The following is a 12,418-nucleotide window of genomic DNA, read 5'->3' on the forward strand; positions in this document are numbered from 1 at the left end:
CCCTTTCGGATGACCATATCGGTGTTATTTGCGGCTTATCCTCAACTCAGGATTTCTCTGGTTCTTTTCCTTCCCAACACAACGCAGTCAGTCTAAGATCTCGTTCTATGTATCGGTATGCATCAAGTTTTCCTGTTAGGCAAGTGCGAAGCCTAAGTCGCAGTGATGCTCTGGCCGAACATGACGCCGTCGTCATCCTCACCCTGATCCGGTGCGCATGAATCCGCCCGCCGGGGATGTGACGCTCGACCCCGGCCGGGGGATGGCATGGGTGGACGAGCACGGCGCCCATCTCGTCGACTACGCCTCGGGGCACCTCGAGTCCGGCCCCATGCTCGCGGCGGTGATCGCCGCGCTGGAGTCGTGCGCCGCCCGCGAACGGCCCGGGAACGTTTCAGACCGGGCCTGGCTGCTGTCCGCGCTGCGCCGTGAGGTCGCCACCGGCCCGGGGCGGGGATTCCTGCCCGGACCCGGCCCCGGCGGGCCCGACCACCTCGCGGTGCGGCGCGCCTGGCGCCTGGCGGACCCCCTGGGCGCGGAGACGCTGCTTCTGCTCTACCGCCACGAACTCCCGTTGCGGGATCTCGTGTACGTGCTCGCCCTGCCGCTGAAGGAGGCCGGCAGGCTCATCGCGCGTACCCAGGACGTGGTGGAGATCCTCGTGAGCGGGCTGGACGGCCTCGCCCGGGGCCGCCCGATCTGCCCGGAGATCGGCCCGCTGGCCGCCGCCGTCTTCCCCGACGAGCGCGGCGAGGCGGCCGACTTCGGCGCCGCCCGTACGGCGTTGCTCCGGCACATCGTGACGTGCGTGGTGTGCAAGCGGCCCATCAACATCCGATACACCGTTCCGCAGATCCTCTCCCGCCCCCCGGTCGCCGATCTCACGCCCGAGACCAGGCAGCGACTCCTGGACGCCCTGAACAGAGCCCGGCCCGCTCCGGCGGAGCAGACGGGCCACCGGCCTCCCTCGTCGTTCGGCATGCCGCTGTCCGCTCCCGTGGGCACCGCGCCCGCTCCTGCCGCCCCCGCACCGGCGCTTCCCGCGTCGTCTCCGGCCGTCCCGCCGTCGGCGCCGCCCGACTCCGGCCTGTCTCCGGTCGTCTCTCGTGAGGAGTCCCGCCCGCCATCCCGGGAGGACAGGGAGGACCGCGAGGACACGGGACCTGGCCGCCTGCTCCCGCCCGCGCAGCCGGAAACGCCGCGCCCTGCCGGCGCCGCGGCGGATGCCGGGCCCGAACTGCCGGAGCGCCCGGTGCGGGCCTTCTCCCAGGAGGACACCCAGCCGAGCCTGCCGTGGCCGTCGGGGACGCCGAAGTCACGCGGCACGCGACGCCCCAACCCGTTCCCCGGGCCGTCGAGCGCGAGCCGATCACCCGGATCGCGGGGCGCGACCGGATCGCCTGGGTCGCAGCGGGCGGGCTCGCCCGGGTCCGTCGGGCCGCTCGGGCCGGTTGGATCGGCCGGGCCGGCCGGGTCGGCCGGCTACCTGGGCGCGGCCGGGGCGGCGCGGGGGGCGCACCCGGCTTCCGGAGAGGCCGCCGAACTGCCGCCGGGGCAGGACACGCCGCTTTACAACGCGCTGCTCTCGCAGATCAGGGCCAGGGAGGCCCTGGCGCACGCCGCCGAGGCGGTCCCCGCCCCCGCCCACGTCCCCGATGCCGCCGACGCGGCCGGAAAAGTGGACCTCAGCGACCGGCCGGTCGCCGGTGCGCAGATCAGGATCATCGAGGTCCTGGCCCGGGTCGGCACGCTGCTTCGGGCGACCGCGTTACGGATCGTCATCGTCGTCATCGCGGGGGCCGCCGGGACCGTGACGGGAATCAACCTCTTCGCTCCCGCCCCCCAATCGCAGAAGGGGTCGCTGGAGGCGAGCGTCGCGCAGGCGTCCGCCAACCCCACGGGGACGGGCGCGAACCCCTCGGCCGGCCGAACGGACGGCGCGGCGGTGGGCGGCACCACGAGTACGGCCTCGGGCACGCCGCAGGCCACGGTGACCGCGACCGCCGCCGGAGGCGCCACAGCCGGGGGCACCGCGCAGCCCGGCGGGCAGGGCACTGCGCAGCCCGGCGGGCAACAGGGCACCGCGGCCGGGGGCGCCGCGCAGCCCGGCGGACAGGCCGCTCCGGACACCCCCGCATCCCCCGGTGCCTTCCTGATGGGGGCCTGGGGCGTGCAGGCGCCGTCCGTCGTCACACTCGACGCGTTCGGGAGGGGCACCCTCACTCTCTCGACGACCTCTGGAAAGCCCGTGAAATGGCGGATTTCGGCTCCCGGCCTGGTGGTCGAGCCGTCCAGTGGAACGCTCAAGCCCGGGCACACCGACGTGCTCACCGTGCGCGCGTTGCGCGTCCGCTACTGGTGCGGGGTCCCCTCGCCCATGACGACGCCGCTCGAACTGCATGGCCCGAAGGGCAAACGCACCGCCACCGTGCGATGGAGCACCTGCTGACCGCCCCCGTTTCCTCCCGTCCTCGGTGAAAGGACCCCCATGACCGAGATTCACACTTCGGTGCCCACGCCCGCCGAGCAGTTCCCGGAGAGCGTGCCTCTCACGGCCGAACACTTGTTGACCAACCGCCGTATCGAGCCCACCGGCGGCTGGCGGCGGCTCGTCTACCAGCTCTCCGGCGGCCGGATCATCCCGTCGGAGTCGGCCGCGGAGCTGGAACGGCGCACGCTGATCGCCCAGGCCCAGACACCCGTCGCCAGCGGTCACCACAGGATCGCGGTCATGAGCCTCAAGGGCGGGGTGGGAAAGACCACGACGACGGCGGCGCTGGGCAACACGCTGGCCTCGCTGCGCGGTGACCGGGTGATCGCCATCGACGCCAACCCCGACCGGGGGACGCTCGGCATCAAGGTCAAGTCAGAGACCGCGGCGACGATCCGGACGCTGCTGGCCGAGGCGCCGCACATCGTCAGATACGCCGACGCTCGCGCGTTCACCTCGCAGTCGTCCGCCCGGCTGGAGGTGCTCGCCTCCGACACCGACCCGGCCGTCAGCGAGGCGTTCAACGCCGAGGACTACCGTACGGTCGCCAATCTGATCGAGCGCTACTACTCGATCTGCATCACCGACTGCGGCACCGGGCTCCTGCACGGCGCCATGGGCGCCACGCTGGAGCTCGCCGACCAGATCGTGCTGGTCACCATGGTCGCGGTGGATGGCGCGAGCTCGGCCGCCGCGACCCTCGACTGGCTCACCGCGCACGGCCACGGCCACCTCGTCAAGAACGCCATCGTCGTGCTGAACGCGGTCGAGCCGAAGTCACACGTGGACGTCGACCTGCTCGAACGCCACTTCGCCGGACGCTGCCGCACGGTCGTGCGGGTGCCGTTCGACTCGCATCTGAAGGAGGGCGCGGAGGTCGACCTGGCGAGGCTGCGGCCCACCACCCGCGGCGCGTACCTGCGCCTCGCCGCGGCCGCCGGGCAGGCGTTCTCACAGCGGCCAGACCGGAGCAAGTAGTGGGACCGGTCATCCCCGACCCGGCGCTCGACTGGGACCTGGGACCGCCGCGGCGGTGGGATCCCCGGCACCTGATCGTCGCCATCGCGGGGGTCGTCACCGTCATCGCCGTCGCGGTGATCGTGCTGCAGACCCGGCACACCGAGGCGCCATCCACGCCGGCGCGCGTCGCCGCGCCGTCCGTCGCGCTGGCGGCGCCCGCCGGTCACGAGGGCGACGGAGGCTATCCCGTCGGCTTCCCCCGCACCGAGATCGGGGCGGCGTCCGCCGCGGCCGCCGCCCTGGAGGCCGCCTGGACGCTCGACGTCGGCCAGGCGGAACAGGCGGCCGCGCTGTACGCCCCGCCGGACCAGCGTGAGGCGGCGCGCGAGGGTGCTCGCGACGCCGTACGCGGCTGGCGGGAGACCCTCGGCCTTCCCCCCGAAGGCAACCTCCCCGCCGGGGCGGCTCTGCGGACGCAGACGATCGGCGTCCAATGGAAGGTCCGCTCCGAGGAGCAGGTGCAGGTCTCCGTCCTCGTGCAGGTGACGGCGACCACGGGCGCCGGTGCCACCCGGCCCGTCTACTCCAGTCCCTACGCCATGAGTCTGCTGATGGCGTGGAAACCCGATATGCGCGGTGCGGACAAGGGCGACTGGGTGAACATCCCCGACCCGACGCCTCCGTCCGTACCCGCAGCCGCTCTCCCCGGGACGCCCGAGTTCGCCGCGGCGGGCTGGAAGTCCCTCATCGGTCCCCGGCCCACTCCCTAGATCGAGGAAGAGCCCTCAATGACCCCCCGAATGTCCTCCCGGCGCGCCACCCTGGTCTCCGGCCTGCTCCTGGCCGCGGTATCCGCCACCGGCGGCGCCGTCGTCGCGCAGCCCTGGGCCGCCGTGGCCGAGCCCGGCCTGGACGCCCCACCACCGATAGAAGGCGCCGCCCCCCTGGCCGCGCCCACCTCCAACGACCCCGCGGACGCCTCATCGGATTCCTCATCGGATTCCTCGTCGTCGGGCGGCTCAGTCGGCTCGAGTGACAGCGCGGACGACGGCCCCGCGAACGCACCGGGCGGTGCCGCGCCTGACACTCAGGCGGTGAACAAGGACGGCTCCGGTTCCTCCGGAGGCTCGTCCGGCACGGCCCATGACTCTTCCGGCAGTCCCTCCTCCGACAGCCCCTCCTCCGGCAGTCCCGACGGTCCGTCGGGGAAGTCACACGAGTCCACCGGATCGTCTCCCGGGTCGTCCGATGTCACCCTCGGCGCCGGTTCGGGCGGCACCTCCACCGGGGATCGGACGGCCCACGAGTCGCGTTACCCGAACCCGGAGGACCGGAGCCGCGTGGGCGACCGGACAACCCCCGGCTCCCGTGATCACAGCCGCGATTCCGGCCACACCACGGGCGACCGGCCGACCGGCACCTCGCGCCACACCGGCGGCAACGGCCACGTCGAGGGCTCCGCCCCGCCGCCTCCGGCCACTCCCTCGCCGTACACGCCAGGTGGTACGGCGACACCGCCCGTGTCCTCGCCGTCGGCTCCGCAGGGGCCCGCTCCCACCGCGAGCAGCGGCCCCATGACGAAGGCCCTGTCCGCGCCGATCGGGCAGGGCAAGGCGGGGCCGAACGGCGGGCCGGGCGCCGCCTCGACTCCGGAGTCGACGGCCGGAGGCGCCGCGACCGCGGCTCCCGGCCAGACCGCTCAGGGCGCGCCGGCGGCGACCGCGAGCAGCGCGTCCACCGCGACCGCGACACCGGGGGCGCAGGCACAGGGCGTCGCCGCCTCCACTCCCGCACCTGCCGCGAGCGGCAGCACCGCGCCCACAGCGAGCAGCGCGCCCACCGCGACCGCGACGCCGCAGGCCAGCCCGAACGCGACCGTCTCGGTGAGCGTCTCGTCCAGCCCGGGCTCCACGGCGAGCAGCAACCCGAGCCCCACGGCCACGGAGAAACCGACAGACAAGCCCACAGGAAAGCCCACGGACAAAGCGACGGAGAAGCCGACGGCCAAGCCCAGCCCGAAGCCGACCCCCACCGCCAAGCCCAGCTCGAAGCCGATCCCCACGGCCAAGGCCACTCCGAAGCCGAAGCCCACGGCCAAGCCGACGTCGAGCGAGAGGCCGACGCACAAGCCGTCGCAGCAGCCTCCGGAGCCCAAGCCGAGCGGGGCCGTCACCTCGACCGCGCTTCCCGCCGCCACTCCGTCCGCCGTCCCCAGGGCGGCCGGTACGGCGACGCCGGCACGGACGGCCTTCCCGGCAGTGACGCCGACGACCGGCGCCACGGCCGTGCCGACGTCTCCGGGCGGTCCGACGTGGGTGACCCCCGTGCCGTCGCTCACCGGCCGTACGGCGGCGGTGCAGCCTCCCGCGGACGGGCAGCCGCCGGCCACGCCGATCGTGATCCCGGGATACCTGCCGCTGCCGCCGCTGGTCGCCCATACGCATGTTCGATGCGGGGACGACGGCACGGCCGCCTGCTGGAGCCTGGCGCCCTGGCGGAGCCGCACGTCGGGGCACTCCCACGAGTTCTCCGGCCCGCGCTCCAATCCCCTCCTGGGCGGCGGCGGGCAGACGGGCGGGACGGCGACGCCGCGGTGGGCCTTCGCCCCGCCGAGCGTGAAGTCGGGCTCGCCCAGTCCGTCCGGCGTCCCCGGCGCGTTCAGCGGGCCGTTCGCCGGGTTCGCGCTCGCGGCGGACGAACCGGCCGCGGAGCGGGCCGGGTGCTGGGCCTTCAGCCCCTCCGCCCACTGCGCGAGATGGGACTGACCCTACGCCGCTGACCACGTGTTATGCCGTCACCGTCCCGGGCAGGCTGCACCCCATGGAGCACATGGCGGAGGACCCGGCCACGGTGACGGCGGTCACGGTGACGCCCTGCGAGGACGGCCCGCTGCTGGTGCGCGGGCCGTTCACGCTCGTGACGCAGGACGGGCGGCGCATCGACCCGGGCAGGGCCACGGTGGCACTGTGCCGCTGCGGCAGGTCCTCGACCAAGCCGTTCTGCGACGGCTCCCACAAAGCGGTCGGCTTCCGTGCGACGAGCGAGCCCGACCCGCCCGGCTGACCGATGCCCCGGCCGCCGGCCCACTGCCTCATCCGAGAACAGCCACGCCTACCCGGTCTGCCTACCCCGTCGCGAGTGCCCGGCGGCGGAGCCGCCGCGTCGAGTGCGCGGCGACCCGCAGGCGCCGCCCCGCGTACAGCACGCCGCCGAGCGCGAACCTGGCGGCCAGGGCCGCCCAGCTGCAGGTGGCGCGTTCGAGCACCCAGACCGGCGCGAACAGGCCGGCGGTGGCGGGGAAGACCCGGCGGCCCCCGGCGCGGCGGCGTCCGATCTCCGCCAGGCCGACCGCCGCCGCCGCGCCCGCCGCGATCAACTCCGGTCGGCGTCGCCACAGAGCCGCGCCCACGCAGGGAAGGACGGCGAGGAAGATCGCCATCCGCGCGGGCTGCGCCAGGTCGTCGTACGCCTGCCGGACCCGCTGTGACCAGAACCGGCGAGTGTCGGGCGGCAGGCGCCGCACATACAGGTCGAGCGGGCGGGCCTCCCGGCCGCCGTGGGCGCGGACCGTGCGGATGAGTTCCAGGTTCTCGAACAGCACGTCGCCGTCGTAGCCGCCCATCTTCTCGAACGACGAGCGGCGTACGCCGAAGGTCCCCGGATAGTCCGCCCCGAGGCCGCGGTTGAGCAGGGTGCGGGCGGTGTCCCAGCGGGCGTGCCAGGGGAGCGGGTGGAAGTGGTTCTGCGGGCGGACGAGGTCGGCGTGGCCGAGCAGGGCGTGGACCCGGGCGAGCGCGTCCGCGTCGTAGCGCACGTCGTCGTCGGCGATGACGACGTGCTCGCTCCGGGCGCGGCGCATGCCGGTGAGCACGCCGGCCACCTTGCCGTTGGCGACCGTCAGGTCGTCGTCGGGCCGCACGTGCTCGGCGATGCCGCGCCACAGGCGCGCGTGCCGTTCGAACAGCGGCGACGGCGAGCCGTCGACCACCACGATCCGGGCGTGCCGGGCCAGGCCGCGCAGGTAGCCGGTCAGCTCCGCCAGCCCTGCGTCGTCGTGCCAGCGCAGCGGAAGTACGTAGTCGATCTCCGCCGTCGTACGGCCCGATTCGGGCGGGCGGCGGCCGAGCGCGGTCATCGCACCGTCACCTCGGCGTCGGCCCGCCACTCCGCCTTCCACAGGGAGGTGCGCCCCTCCCTCCAGCGGCCCAGCAGATGCTCCGCGAAGATCCGGTCGAGGGCCAGCGCGCAGGCGGCGCCGTAGAGGACGTCGCCGGTCAGGCCGGGGTGCTCGGCGGCGAACGCGCCGCACATGTCGTGCGCGGCGATCTGCTCGTGCACGGCGTCGGCCTGCACGTGCTCGTCGTAGTAGCGGCGCGCGTCGGCGTCGCCGCCCAGCCGCCGCAGGCCCTGGCTGTAGCGGCGGTTGGGGAGCGACGAGGTCATCTCGAACGCCGCGAGGTGCCCGAGGAGCGCGCCCCGGTGGTGGCGGTGCAGCCCGAACAGCGACATGACGTTGCTGATCGCGAGCGTCACGCCGGGGACGCTGCCCAGGTAGGCGCCGTAGGAGTCGTCGAGCCCGAGCCCCCGCATGGTCGCGCGGAACAGCTCGGCGTGCATGCGCTCCGGCCTGCCCCCGCCGTACTCGTCGGACTGGATCTCCACCAGCGCGGCCTTGGACCGTCCGAGCAGGCGCGGGATCCCCCACGTGTGGGGGTCGGCCTCCTTGAGCTGGTAGATCGACCGGTGGATGACGAACTCGCGGAACTGCCCTGCGTCGCCTCTGCCACGCAGGTACGTCGACAGGGAGGGGCCGTCGTCGGCCGCCACCAGCGCCGCCAGGGCCCGGGGCACCTCCTGCGGCGGCGGAGCGGGCGGGCGGGGCACGCGCCGGGCCAGCCACCCCTCGAACCACGTCTCCAGGCGCTCCCGCAGGGCCAGCACCGACGGGTTCCACTCCCAGCGGTCGTCGACGCCGTCGAAGCCCTGGTAGTGCAGCTCGTAACAGACGAACAGCGCGAGCTGGGCGTCGTCCTCGCCGTCGCACGCGTCGGCCGGCGGCGGGCCGAAAACGTGAGGCGGCCGGGCCAGCTCCGCGAAGAGCCGGTCGGTGAGCGGGCCTCGGGGCGCGGGCAACTGCATCAGCTCTCCAGCAGGCGGTAGACGGACACGTGGCCGCGGCTGTCGTCGGTGAACGGAGCGCCGGACCAGTCGGCCCAGCGGTGCTCCCGCTCCATGCCGGCGAGGCGGGCCATGAGGTCCAGCTCGCACGGCCAGGCGTAGCGGTGGTTTGCCGGCAGCAACCGCAGACCGTCCGCGGTCATCCGCAGTTTCGTGGTGTGCATGAACTGCTCGGCCGGGCTCAGCCGGGCGGCCTCGACGACGACCTCGTCCTCGCCGAGCGACAGCAGCCGCAGCGACGTCCGGTCGCGGAAGGCCGCGGGGTCCGGCACCCACGTCTCGACCACGAAGCGTCCCCCGGGCCGCAGATGGGCCGCCGCGTTGTGGAAGCACCTCACCTGGGCGTCCTGGGAGGGCAGCGCGAAGACGGTGTTGAAGGCCAGCAGGACGAGCGCGAACCGCCCCTCGACCCGCACCTCCGAGAAGTCGCCCACGGTCACCGGGATGCGGTCACCGCCGGGTTTGTCCCGCAGGATCGCCACCATGTCGGGCGACCCGTCGACGCCCGCCACGGCCAGGCCGCGGGCGGCGAGGGGGAGCGCCAGCCTGCCGGTGCCGATCCCGAACTCCAGGACGGGCCCTCCCTCGGCGAGCCGGAAGACGCGCTCGACCGCCGGACCGGTGGGCAGGTACTCCACCATCTCGTCGTAGATGTCCGCGATCGCCCGCCCGTACGCGGACGCATCGAACTCCCCCATACGTTCCCCCCCACACGACCGGCACGCGCCATGGGGCCGCCGGTCGGCCCGTCACGCCCCCAGGTCGCGGGCGACCGTGTCGAGCCGGTCCGCGAGCTCGCCGAGCCGCCGGTCGTCCAGCGGGCCGCCTCCCACCTGGCTCTCCAGGTCGCGCCGGCTGGCGATCACCAGGCCCTCGGCGCGCGACTCCGGCACGACCTCGCACCGCCCGCCCACCAGCACCAGCGTCGCGTCGGGCGACGGCGACTCCAGCAGCGCACGGACCTCGTCCCGGCCGACGACACTCATGACATTTCCTTCCGGCCCCGATCGACTTCCTCCGCCTACCCCTGCGACCTGGCCGTACACGTCCGCGCTCACGGCGCGTCTGTGGGCAGCAGCGTGCCGAGGGGCCCCAGGTCGAGGTTGAGGTCGGACGGCGAGATGTCGAACCGCTCACACAACTCGGTCATGGCCTCCTCCAGACGCATCAGCGTCAGGCCGAGGGTCTCGACCTGCTCGTCGGACAGGTCGCCCTGGTCCATCCGCCGGATGGCCTGCCGTTCCACCAGCTGGCGCACCAGTTCGACGAGCGTCAGCACGAGACGGCTCAGGTCGCGCCGCACCGCGTCCGGGTCGGTGTTCAGCCGCCAGGGGCTGCCCCTTCCGGGTTCCGCGCTCCGCTCCCACTGGTCCTGCTCCCACCGATCCTGCTCCCACCGATCCGGGCCGCCCGCCTCGGTCTCCACGTCCATCCGCCACGGCCCCGCCCCGGTGTCCCGCGGAGCGCTCCCGGCCTCACCACCGGTCATCCTCGATCTCCCTCCTGCCGCCGAGGTCGTCCGTCCCCGCGTACGGCTCGCCGAGCGGGTCGAACGGCTCGGTGCCGCGTACGGAGCCGAGCAGCGCCCGCAGGGAGATGCGGACGAGGTCGATGTCGGCGATCGACAGCACGATGTCGCCGGTGATCACCACGCCGCCCGCGAGCAGCCGGTCGAGCAGGTCGACGAGCGCCACGCGCTCGGGCGGCAGGCGGCCCTCGGCGGCGAGGGAGGCGCCCCGCGGCCGCTCCGGCACGTACGCCGGGGTCCCGCCGGGCGTCATCGCACGCCCCCGGCACGGCCCGCCCCGAGGTCGATGGAGGTGAAGGAGTAGGGCGCCCACGGGCCGGTGAGCTCGACGTCCAGGAACCGGTCGCGGTAGCCGCCGATCACCGCGGCGAACTCCTCCTCGCGGGCCGGATCGACCAGGTAGGCGCCGTTGAGCACCATCGACTCGCTCCGCCCGGACAGCTGGGGGTCCTGCGGGCGGTGGCGGCGGCTCGCCACGGCGAGCTGTCCCAGGTCGGCGTGCAACCGCTCGGCCCGCTCGGCTGCGGCGCGCCACAGGTCCTCCCTGCCGCGCAGGTTCTCCTTCTTCCGGCGCAGGTAGGCCATGCCGGGGCTGTCGCCACCGGCCCGGGGGGTGGCCGCGGGCGCCGGGGAGGGGGGTGGCGTGTCCCGCCGCAGGTATGCCTTGACGCCCCACTCCCGCCGTCCCGCGACATGCGACAGGATCTCCGCGAAGTCGTCGTGCCGCCGGTCGAGGAGGTCGCGGACCTGCTCCTCGCCGGTGTAGACGGTCACCAGGCGCACGGGGGCGGTCGGCCCGGCCGCCGCCAGCGCCTCGACGACCCGGTGGTGGGCGCGGGCGACTCCCTCCACCCAGTCGAGGTCCTCCAGCGAGCGGCGCAGCGGTTCCTCGCCGAACCGGTCGAGGGGCACGTCGCTGACGTGGGCCACGAGCCCGCCGTGCGGCACGGGCCGCACCAGGCCGTCCATGACGCCGCGCAGGTCACGAGGGGGCTCCCCGCCGGACGTCACCGCGTACAGGTAGACCCCCGCGCCGGGACCACCCGGGGTGGCGGTCTCACGGGCCGCGCCAGGGTCGGCGCCCCGCGGTTCGAGGGCGCCCGGGGTGGCGGTCTCACGGGCCGCGCGAAGGTCGCCGCCCCGCGTCTCGTGCGCATCGCGCGGGCCGCCAGGGGCGCGCGCCTTCTGCGGCGGGGTGATGGGAGCGGCGGGGTGGTTCTCACTCACGGCCGGGCTCCGTTCCGGGAGGCCGGCCGAGCCGCCGGGCGCGTTCCTCGGCCTGACGGTCGCCGCGCCGCTCACCCGCGCGTTCAACCGGTCGCTCGTCCGCATGCTCGCCGCGCCGCTCACCCATGCCTTCTCTCGCACGCTCGCCGCGCCGCTCAACCGCACGCTCACCCGTGCGCTCGCCCGGCCGTTCGTCCGCACGGTCGCCGCGCCGCTCAACCGCCCGCTCGCCCGGTTCGAGTTCCGTCCGCTCCTCCCAGGCGAGCAGGCGCTCCTCGACCGCGCCCAGGCGCTCGCGGAGCCGGCGGTTCTCCTCGACCAGTTCGCGGTCCCTGCCGCTGAGCCACGGGTCGCGCTCCCACCAGTCGATGCCGATCTCCCGCGCGGTGTCGACCGAGGCGATGACCAGCCGCAGCTTGATGGTCAGCAGCTCGATCTCCAGCAGGTTCACCCGGATGTCGCCGGCGATCACGATGCCCCGGTCGAGCACGCGTTCCAGGATGTCGCCCAGGTTGGTCGACTCCCGTCCCATGACGGCCGGCGGCGCGTACGACTCGCGCAGGACGGGACGCGAGCGGGGATCGGTCATAGCCCACCGCCGTAGGCGCCCGTGCCGCGCCGGTAGGTCCGGGTGCGCCGGTAGGACATGAGGTTCCCCTCGTCGTCCACCTGGCACTCGTAGATCGACAGCATGTCGCTGGTGGACGGGATCCTGCGGTCCTCGACGACCTCGACGTCCACCAGCCAGCCGTTCTCCACGGGTTCCACCGACGTGACCCCCTCCGTTTCCTTGGAGGTCAGATCCGCGATGAAGCGCAGGCCGAGCCGTCCGGCGGAGACCGCGTTCAGCGCGGCCCGGCGCCGGCGCGGCTCGGCGCCGCGCTCATCCCTGCGCTCATCCCAACGCTCGTCCTCGTCTTCGCCCTCGGACTCGTCGTACGGCCCGTCCTCCTCGACGGGCATGCCCGAGGAGGCCCGCCGCCCGTACGGCGCGGCGTCCTCGTCGTAACGGGCTCTCCGCCGGGGAGGCATGG

The 12,418-nt window shown here is 74.2% G+C and carries 17 protein-coding genes; 5 read left to right on the top strand and 12 right to left on the bottom strand.

From position 1 onward, the window contains the following. Positions 1 to 211: 211 nt before the first annotated feature. The 3 genes from IL992_RS16430 to IL992_RS16440 are packed head-to-tail and all read left to right on the top strand — an operon-like array spanning position 212 to position 4,221. Complete coding sequence (locus IL992_RS16430; protein ID WP_193204221.1) at positions 212 to 2,449, top strand: collagen-like triple helix repeat-containing protein; 2,238 nt, start codon at positions 212 to 214, stop codon at positions 2,447 to 2,449. Positions 2,450 to 2,488: 39 nt separating this feature from the next. Continuing rightward, complete coding sequence (locus IL992_RS16435) at positions 2,489 to 3,469, top strand: MinD/ParA family ATP-binding protein (protein WP_193204222.1); 981 nt, start codon at positions 2,489 to 2,491, stop codon at positions 3,467 to 3,469. Beyond that, positions 3,469 to 4,221 (top strand): hypothetical protein, encoded by a 753-nt coding sequence (locus IL992_RS16440; RefSeq protein ID WP_193204223.1) that lies wholly within the window; start codon positions 3,469 to 3,471, stop codon positions 4,219 to 4,221. Before IL992_RS16435 ends, IL992_RS16440 begins: the two co-directional genes overlap by 1 nt. A 317-nt stretch (positions 4,222 to 4,538) precedes the next feature. Here the strand turns inward: IL992_RS16440 and IL992_RS16445 are convergent, their stop codons facing one another. The 3 genes from IL992_RS16445 to IL992_RS16455 form a co-directional block, all read right to left on the bottom strand. Next, positions 4,539 to 4,676: a hypothetical protein gene (locus tag IL992_RS16445; RefSeq protein WP_193204224.1), complete on the bottom strand. Its 138-nt coding sequence runs from the start codon at positions 4,674 to 4,676 to the stop codon at positions 4,539 to 4,541. Between the two features lie 147 nt (positions 4,677 to 4,823). Then, a complete protein-coding gene (locus tag IL992_RS16450; RefSeq protein ID WP_193204225.1) occupies positions 4,824 to 5,063 on the bottom strand; it encodes a hypothetical protein in 240 nt (79 codons plus the stop codon). A gap of 87 nt (positions 5,064 to 5,150) precedes the next feature. Further along, the gene (locus tag IL992_RS16455; protein ID WP_193204226.1) at positions 5,151 to 5,789 is read right to left on the bottom strand and encodes a hypothetical protein; all 639 of its coding nucleotides are present in this window, start codon (positions 5,787 to 5,789) and stop codon (positions 5,151 to 5,153) included. On the opposite strand from IL992_RS16455, the gene IL992_RS16460 reads away from it, so the two are divergent. Further along, on the top strand, positions 5,776 to 6,216 hold the full coding sequence (locus tag IL992_RS16460; RefSeq protein WP_193204227.1) for a hypothetical protein: 441 nt from the start codon (positions 5,776 to 5,778) through the stop codon (positions 6,214 to 6,216). The two genes, IL992_RS16455 and IL992_RS16460, sit on opposite strands and share 14 nt — an antisense overlap. Before the next feature lie 55 nt (positions 6,217 to 6,271). Beyond that, the gene (locus IL992_RS16465; RefSeq protein ID WP_226873127.1) at positions 6,272 to 6,514 is read left to right on the top strand and encodes a CDGSH iron-sulfur domain-containing protein; all 243 of its coding nucleotides are present in this window, start codon (positions 6,272 to 6,274) and stop codon (positions 6,512 to 6,514) included. A 61-nt stretch (positions 6,515 to 6,575) separates the two neighbouring features. Here IL992_RS16465 and IL992_RS16470 read toward each other — a convergent pair whose 3' ends face one another. The 9 genes from IL992_RS16470 to gvpO all read right to left on the bottom strand — a co-directional run bounded on the left by IL992_RS16470 (position 6,576) and on the right by gvpO (position 12,416). Then, positions 6,576 to 7,586 (bottom strand): glycosyltransferase, encoded by a 1,011-nt coding sequence (locus IL992_RS16470; RefSeq protein ID WP_193204228.1) that lies wholly within the window; start codon positions 7,584 to 7,586, stop codon positions 6,576 to 6,578. Next, the gene (locus tag IL992_RS16475) at positions 7,583 to 8,590 is read right to left on the bottom strand and encodes an iron-containing redox enzyme family protein (RefSeq protein WP_193204229.1); all 1,008 of its coding nucleotides are present in this window, start codon (positions 8,588 to 8,590) and stop codon (positions 7,583 to 7,585) included. Before IL992_RS16475 ends, IL992_RS16470 begins: the two co-directional genes overlap by 4 nt. Continuing rightward, the gene (locus tag IL992_RS16480) at positions 8,590 to 9,327 is read right to left on the bottom strand and encodes a class I SAM-dependent DNA methyltransferase (RefSeq protein ID WP_193204230.1); all 738 of its coding nucleotides are present in this window, start codon (positions 9,325 to 9,327) and stop codon (positions 8,590 to 8,592) included. Before IL992_RS16480 ends, IL992_RS16475 begins: the two co-directional genes overlap by 1 nt. A gap of 51 nt (positions 9,328 to 9,378) precedes the next feature. Beyond that, on the bottom strand, positions 9,379 to 9,615 hold the full coding sequence (locus IL992_RS16485) for a hypothetical protein (RefSeq protein ID WP_193204231.1): 237 nt from the start codon (positions 9,613 to 9,615) through the stop codon (positions 9,379 to 9,381). 68 nt (positions 9,616 to 9,683) lie between these two features. Then, positions 9,684 to 10,118, bottom strand: a complete 435-nt coding sequence (locus IL992_RS16490) for a gas vesicle protein K (protein ID WP_226873131.1) — start codon at positions 10,116 to 10,118, stop codon at positions 9,684 to 9,686. Further along, positions 10,105 to 10,410: a gas vesicle protein gene (locus IL992_RS16495; protein WP_193204232.1), complete on the bottom strand. Its 306-nt coding sequence runs from the start codon at positions 10,408 to 10,410 to the stop codon at positions 10,105 to 10,107. Before IL992_RS16495 ends, IL992_RS16490 begins: the two co-directional genes overlap by 14 nt. Continuing rightward, the gene (locus tag IL992_RS16500) at positions 10,407 to 11,384 is read right to left on the bottom strand and encodes a GvpL/GvpF family gas vesicle protein (RefSeq protein ID WP_319018598.1); all 978 of its coding nucleotides are present in this window, start codon (positions 11,382 to 11,384) and stop codon (positions 10,407 to 10,409) included. The genes IL992_RS16495 and IL992_RS16500 overlap by 4 nt, the downstream gene beginning before the upstream one ends. Beyond that, positions 11,377 to 11,973 carry a gas vesicle protein gene (gene gvpJ, locus IL992_RS46240; RefSeq protein ID WP_226873133.1) on the bottom strand — a complete coding sequence of 199 codons (597 nt, stop codon included), beginning with the start codon at positions 11,971 to 11,973 and terminating at the stop codon, positions 11,377 to 11,379. Before gvpJ ends, IL992_RS16500 begins: the two co-directional genes overlap by 8 nt. Next, positions 11,970 to 12,416: a gas vesicle protein GvpO gene (gene gvpO, locus IL992_RS16510; protein WP_193204233.1), complete on the bottom strand. Its 447-nt coding sequence runs from the start codon at positions 12,414 to 12,416 to the stop codon at positions 11,970 to 11,972. The genes gvpJ and gvpO overlap by 4 nt, the downstream gene beginning before the upstream one ends. Positions 12,417 to 12,418 lie beyond the last annotated feature (2 nt).

Origin of the sequence: Microbispora sitophila (assembly GCF_014892245.1) — a bacterium.
Classification (GTDB): Bacteria; Actinomycetota; Actinomycetes; order Streptosporangiales; family Streptosporangiaceae; genus Microbispora; species Microbispora siamensis.

What these genes read in the sequence shown, in the direction of transcription:
- IL992_RS16435 (WP_193204222.1), top strand. Translation starts at nt 2,489, where the DNA reads ATGACCGAGATTCACACTTCGGTGCCCACGCCCGCCGAGCAGTTCCCG.
- IL992_RS16490 (WP_226873131.1), bottom strand. Translation starts at nt 10,118, where the DNA reads ATGACCGGTGGTGAGGCCGGGAGCGCTCCGCGGGACACCGGGGCGGGG.
- IL992_RS16480 (WP_193204230.1), bottom strand. Translation starts at nt 9,327, where the DNA reads ATGGGGGAGTTCGATGCGTCCGCGTACGGGCGGGCGATCGCGGACATC.
- gvpO (WP_193204233.1), bottom strand. Translation starts at nt 12,416, where the DNA reads ATGCCTCCCCGGCGGAGAGCCCGTTACGACGAGGACGCCGCGCCGTAC.
- gvpJ (WP_226873133.1), bottom strand. Translation starts at nt 11,973, where the DNA reads ATGACCGATCCCCGCTCGCGTCCCGTCCTGCGCGAGTCGTACGCGCCG.
- IL992_RS16495 (WP_193204232.1), bottom strand. Translation starts at nt 10,410, where the DNA reads ATGACGCCCGGCGGGACCCCGGCGTACGTGCCGGAGCGGCCGCGGGGC.
- IL992_RS16470 (WP_193204228.1), bottom strand. Translation starts at nt 7,586, where the DNA reads ATGACCGCGCTCGGCCGCCGCCCGCCCGAATCGGGCCGTACGACGGCG.
- IL992_RS16465 (WP_226873127.1), top strand. Translation starts at nt 6,272, where the DNA reads ATGGAGCACATGGCGGAGGACCCGGCCACGGTGACGGCGGTCACGGTG.
- IL992_RS16475 (WP_193204229.1), bottom strand. Translation starts at nt 8,590, where the DNA reads ATGCAGTTGCCCGCGCCCCGAGGCCCGCTCACCGACCGGCTCTTCGCG.
- IL992_RS16485 (WP_193204231.1), bottom strand. Translation starts at nt 9,615, where the DNA reads ATGAGTGTCGTCGGCCGGGACGAGGTCCGTGCGCTGCTGGAGTCGCCG.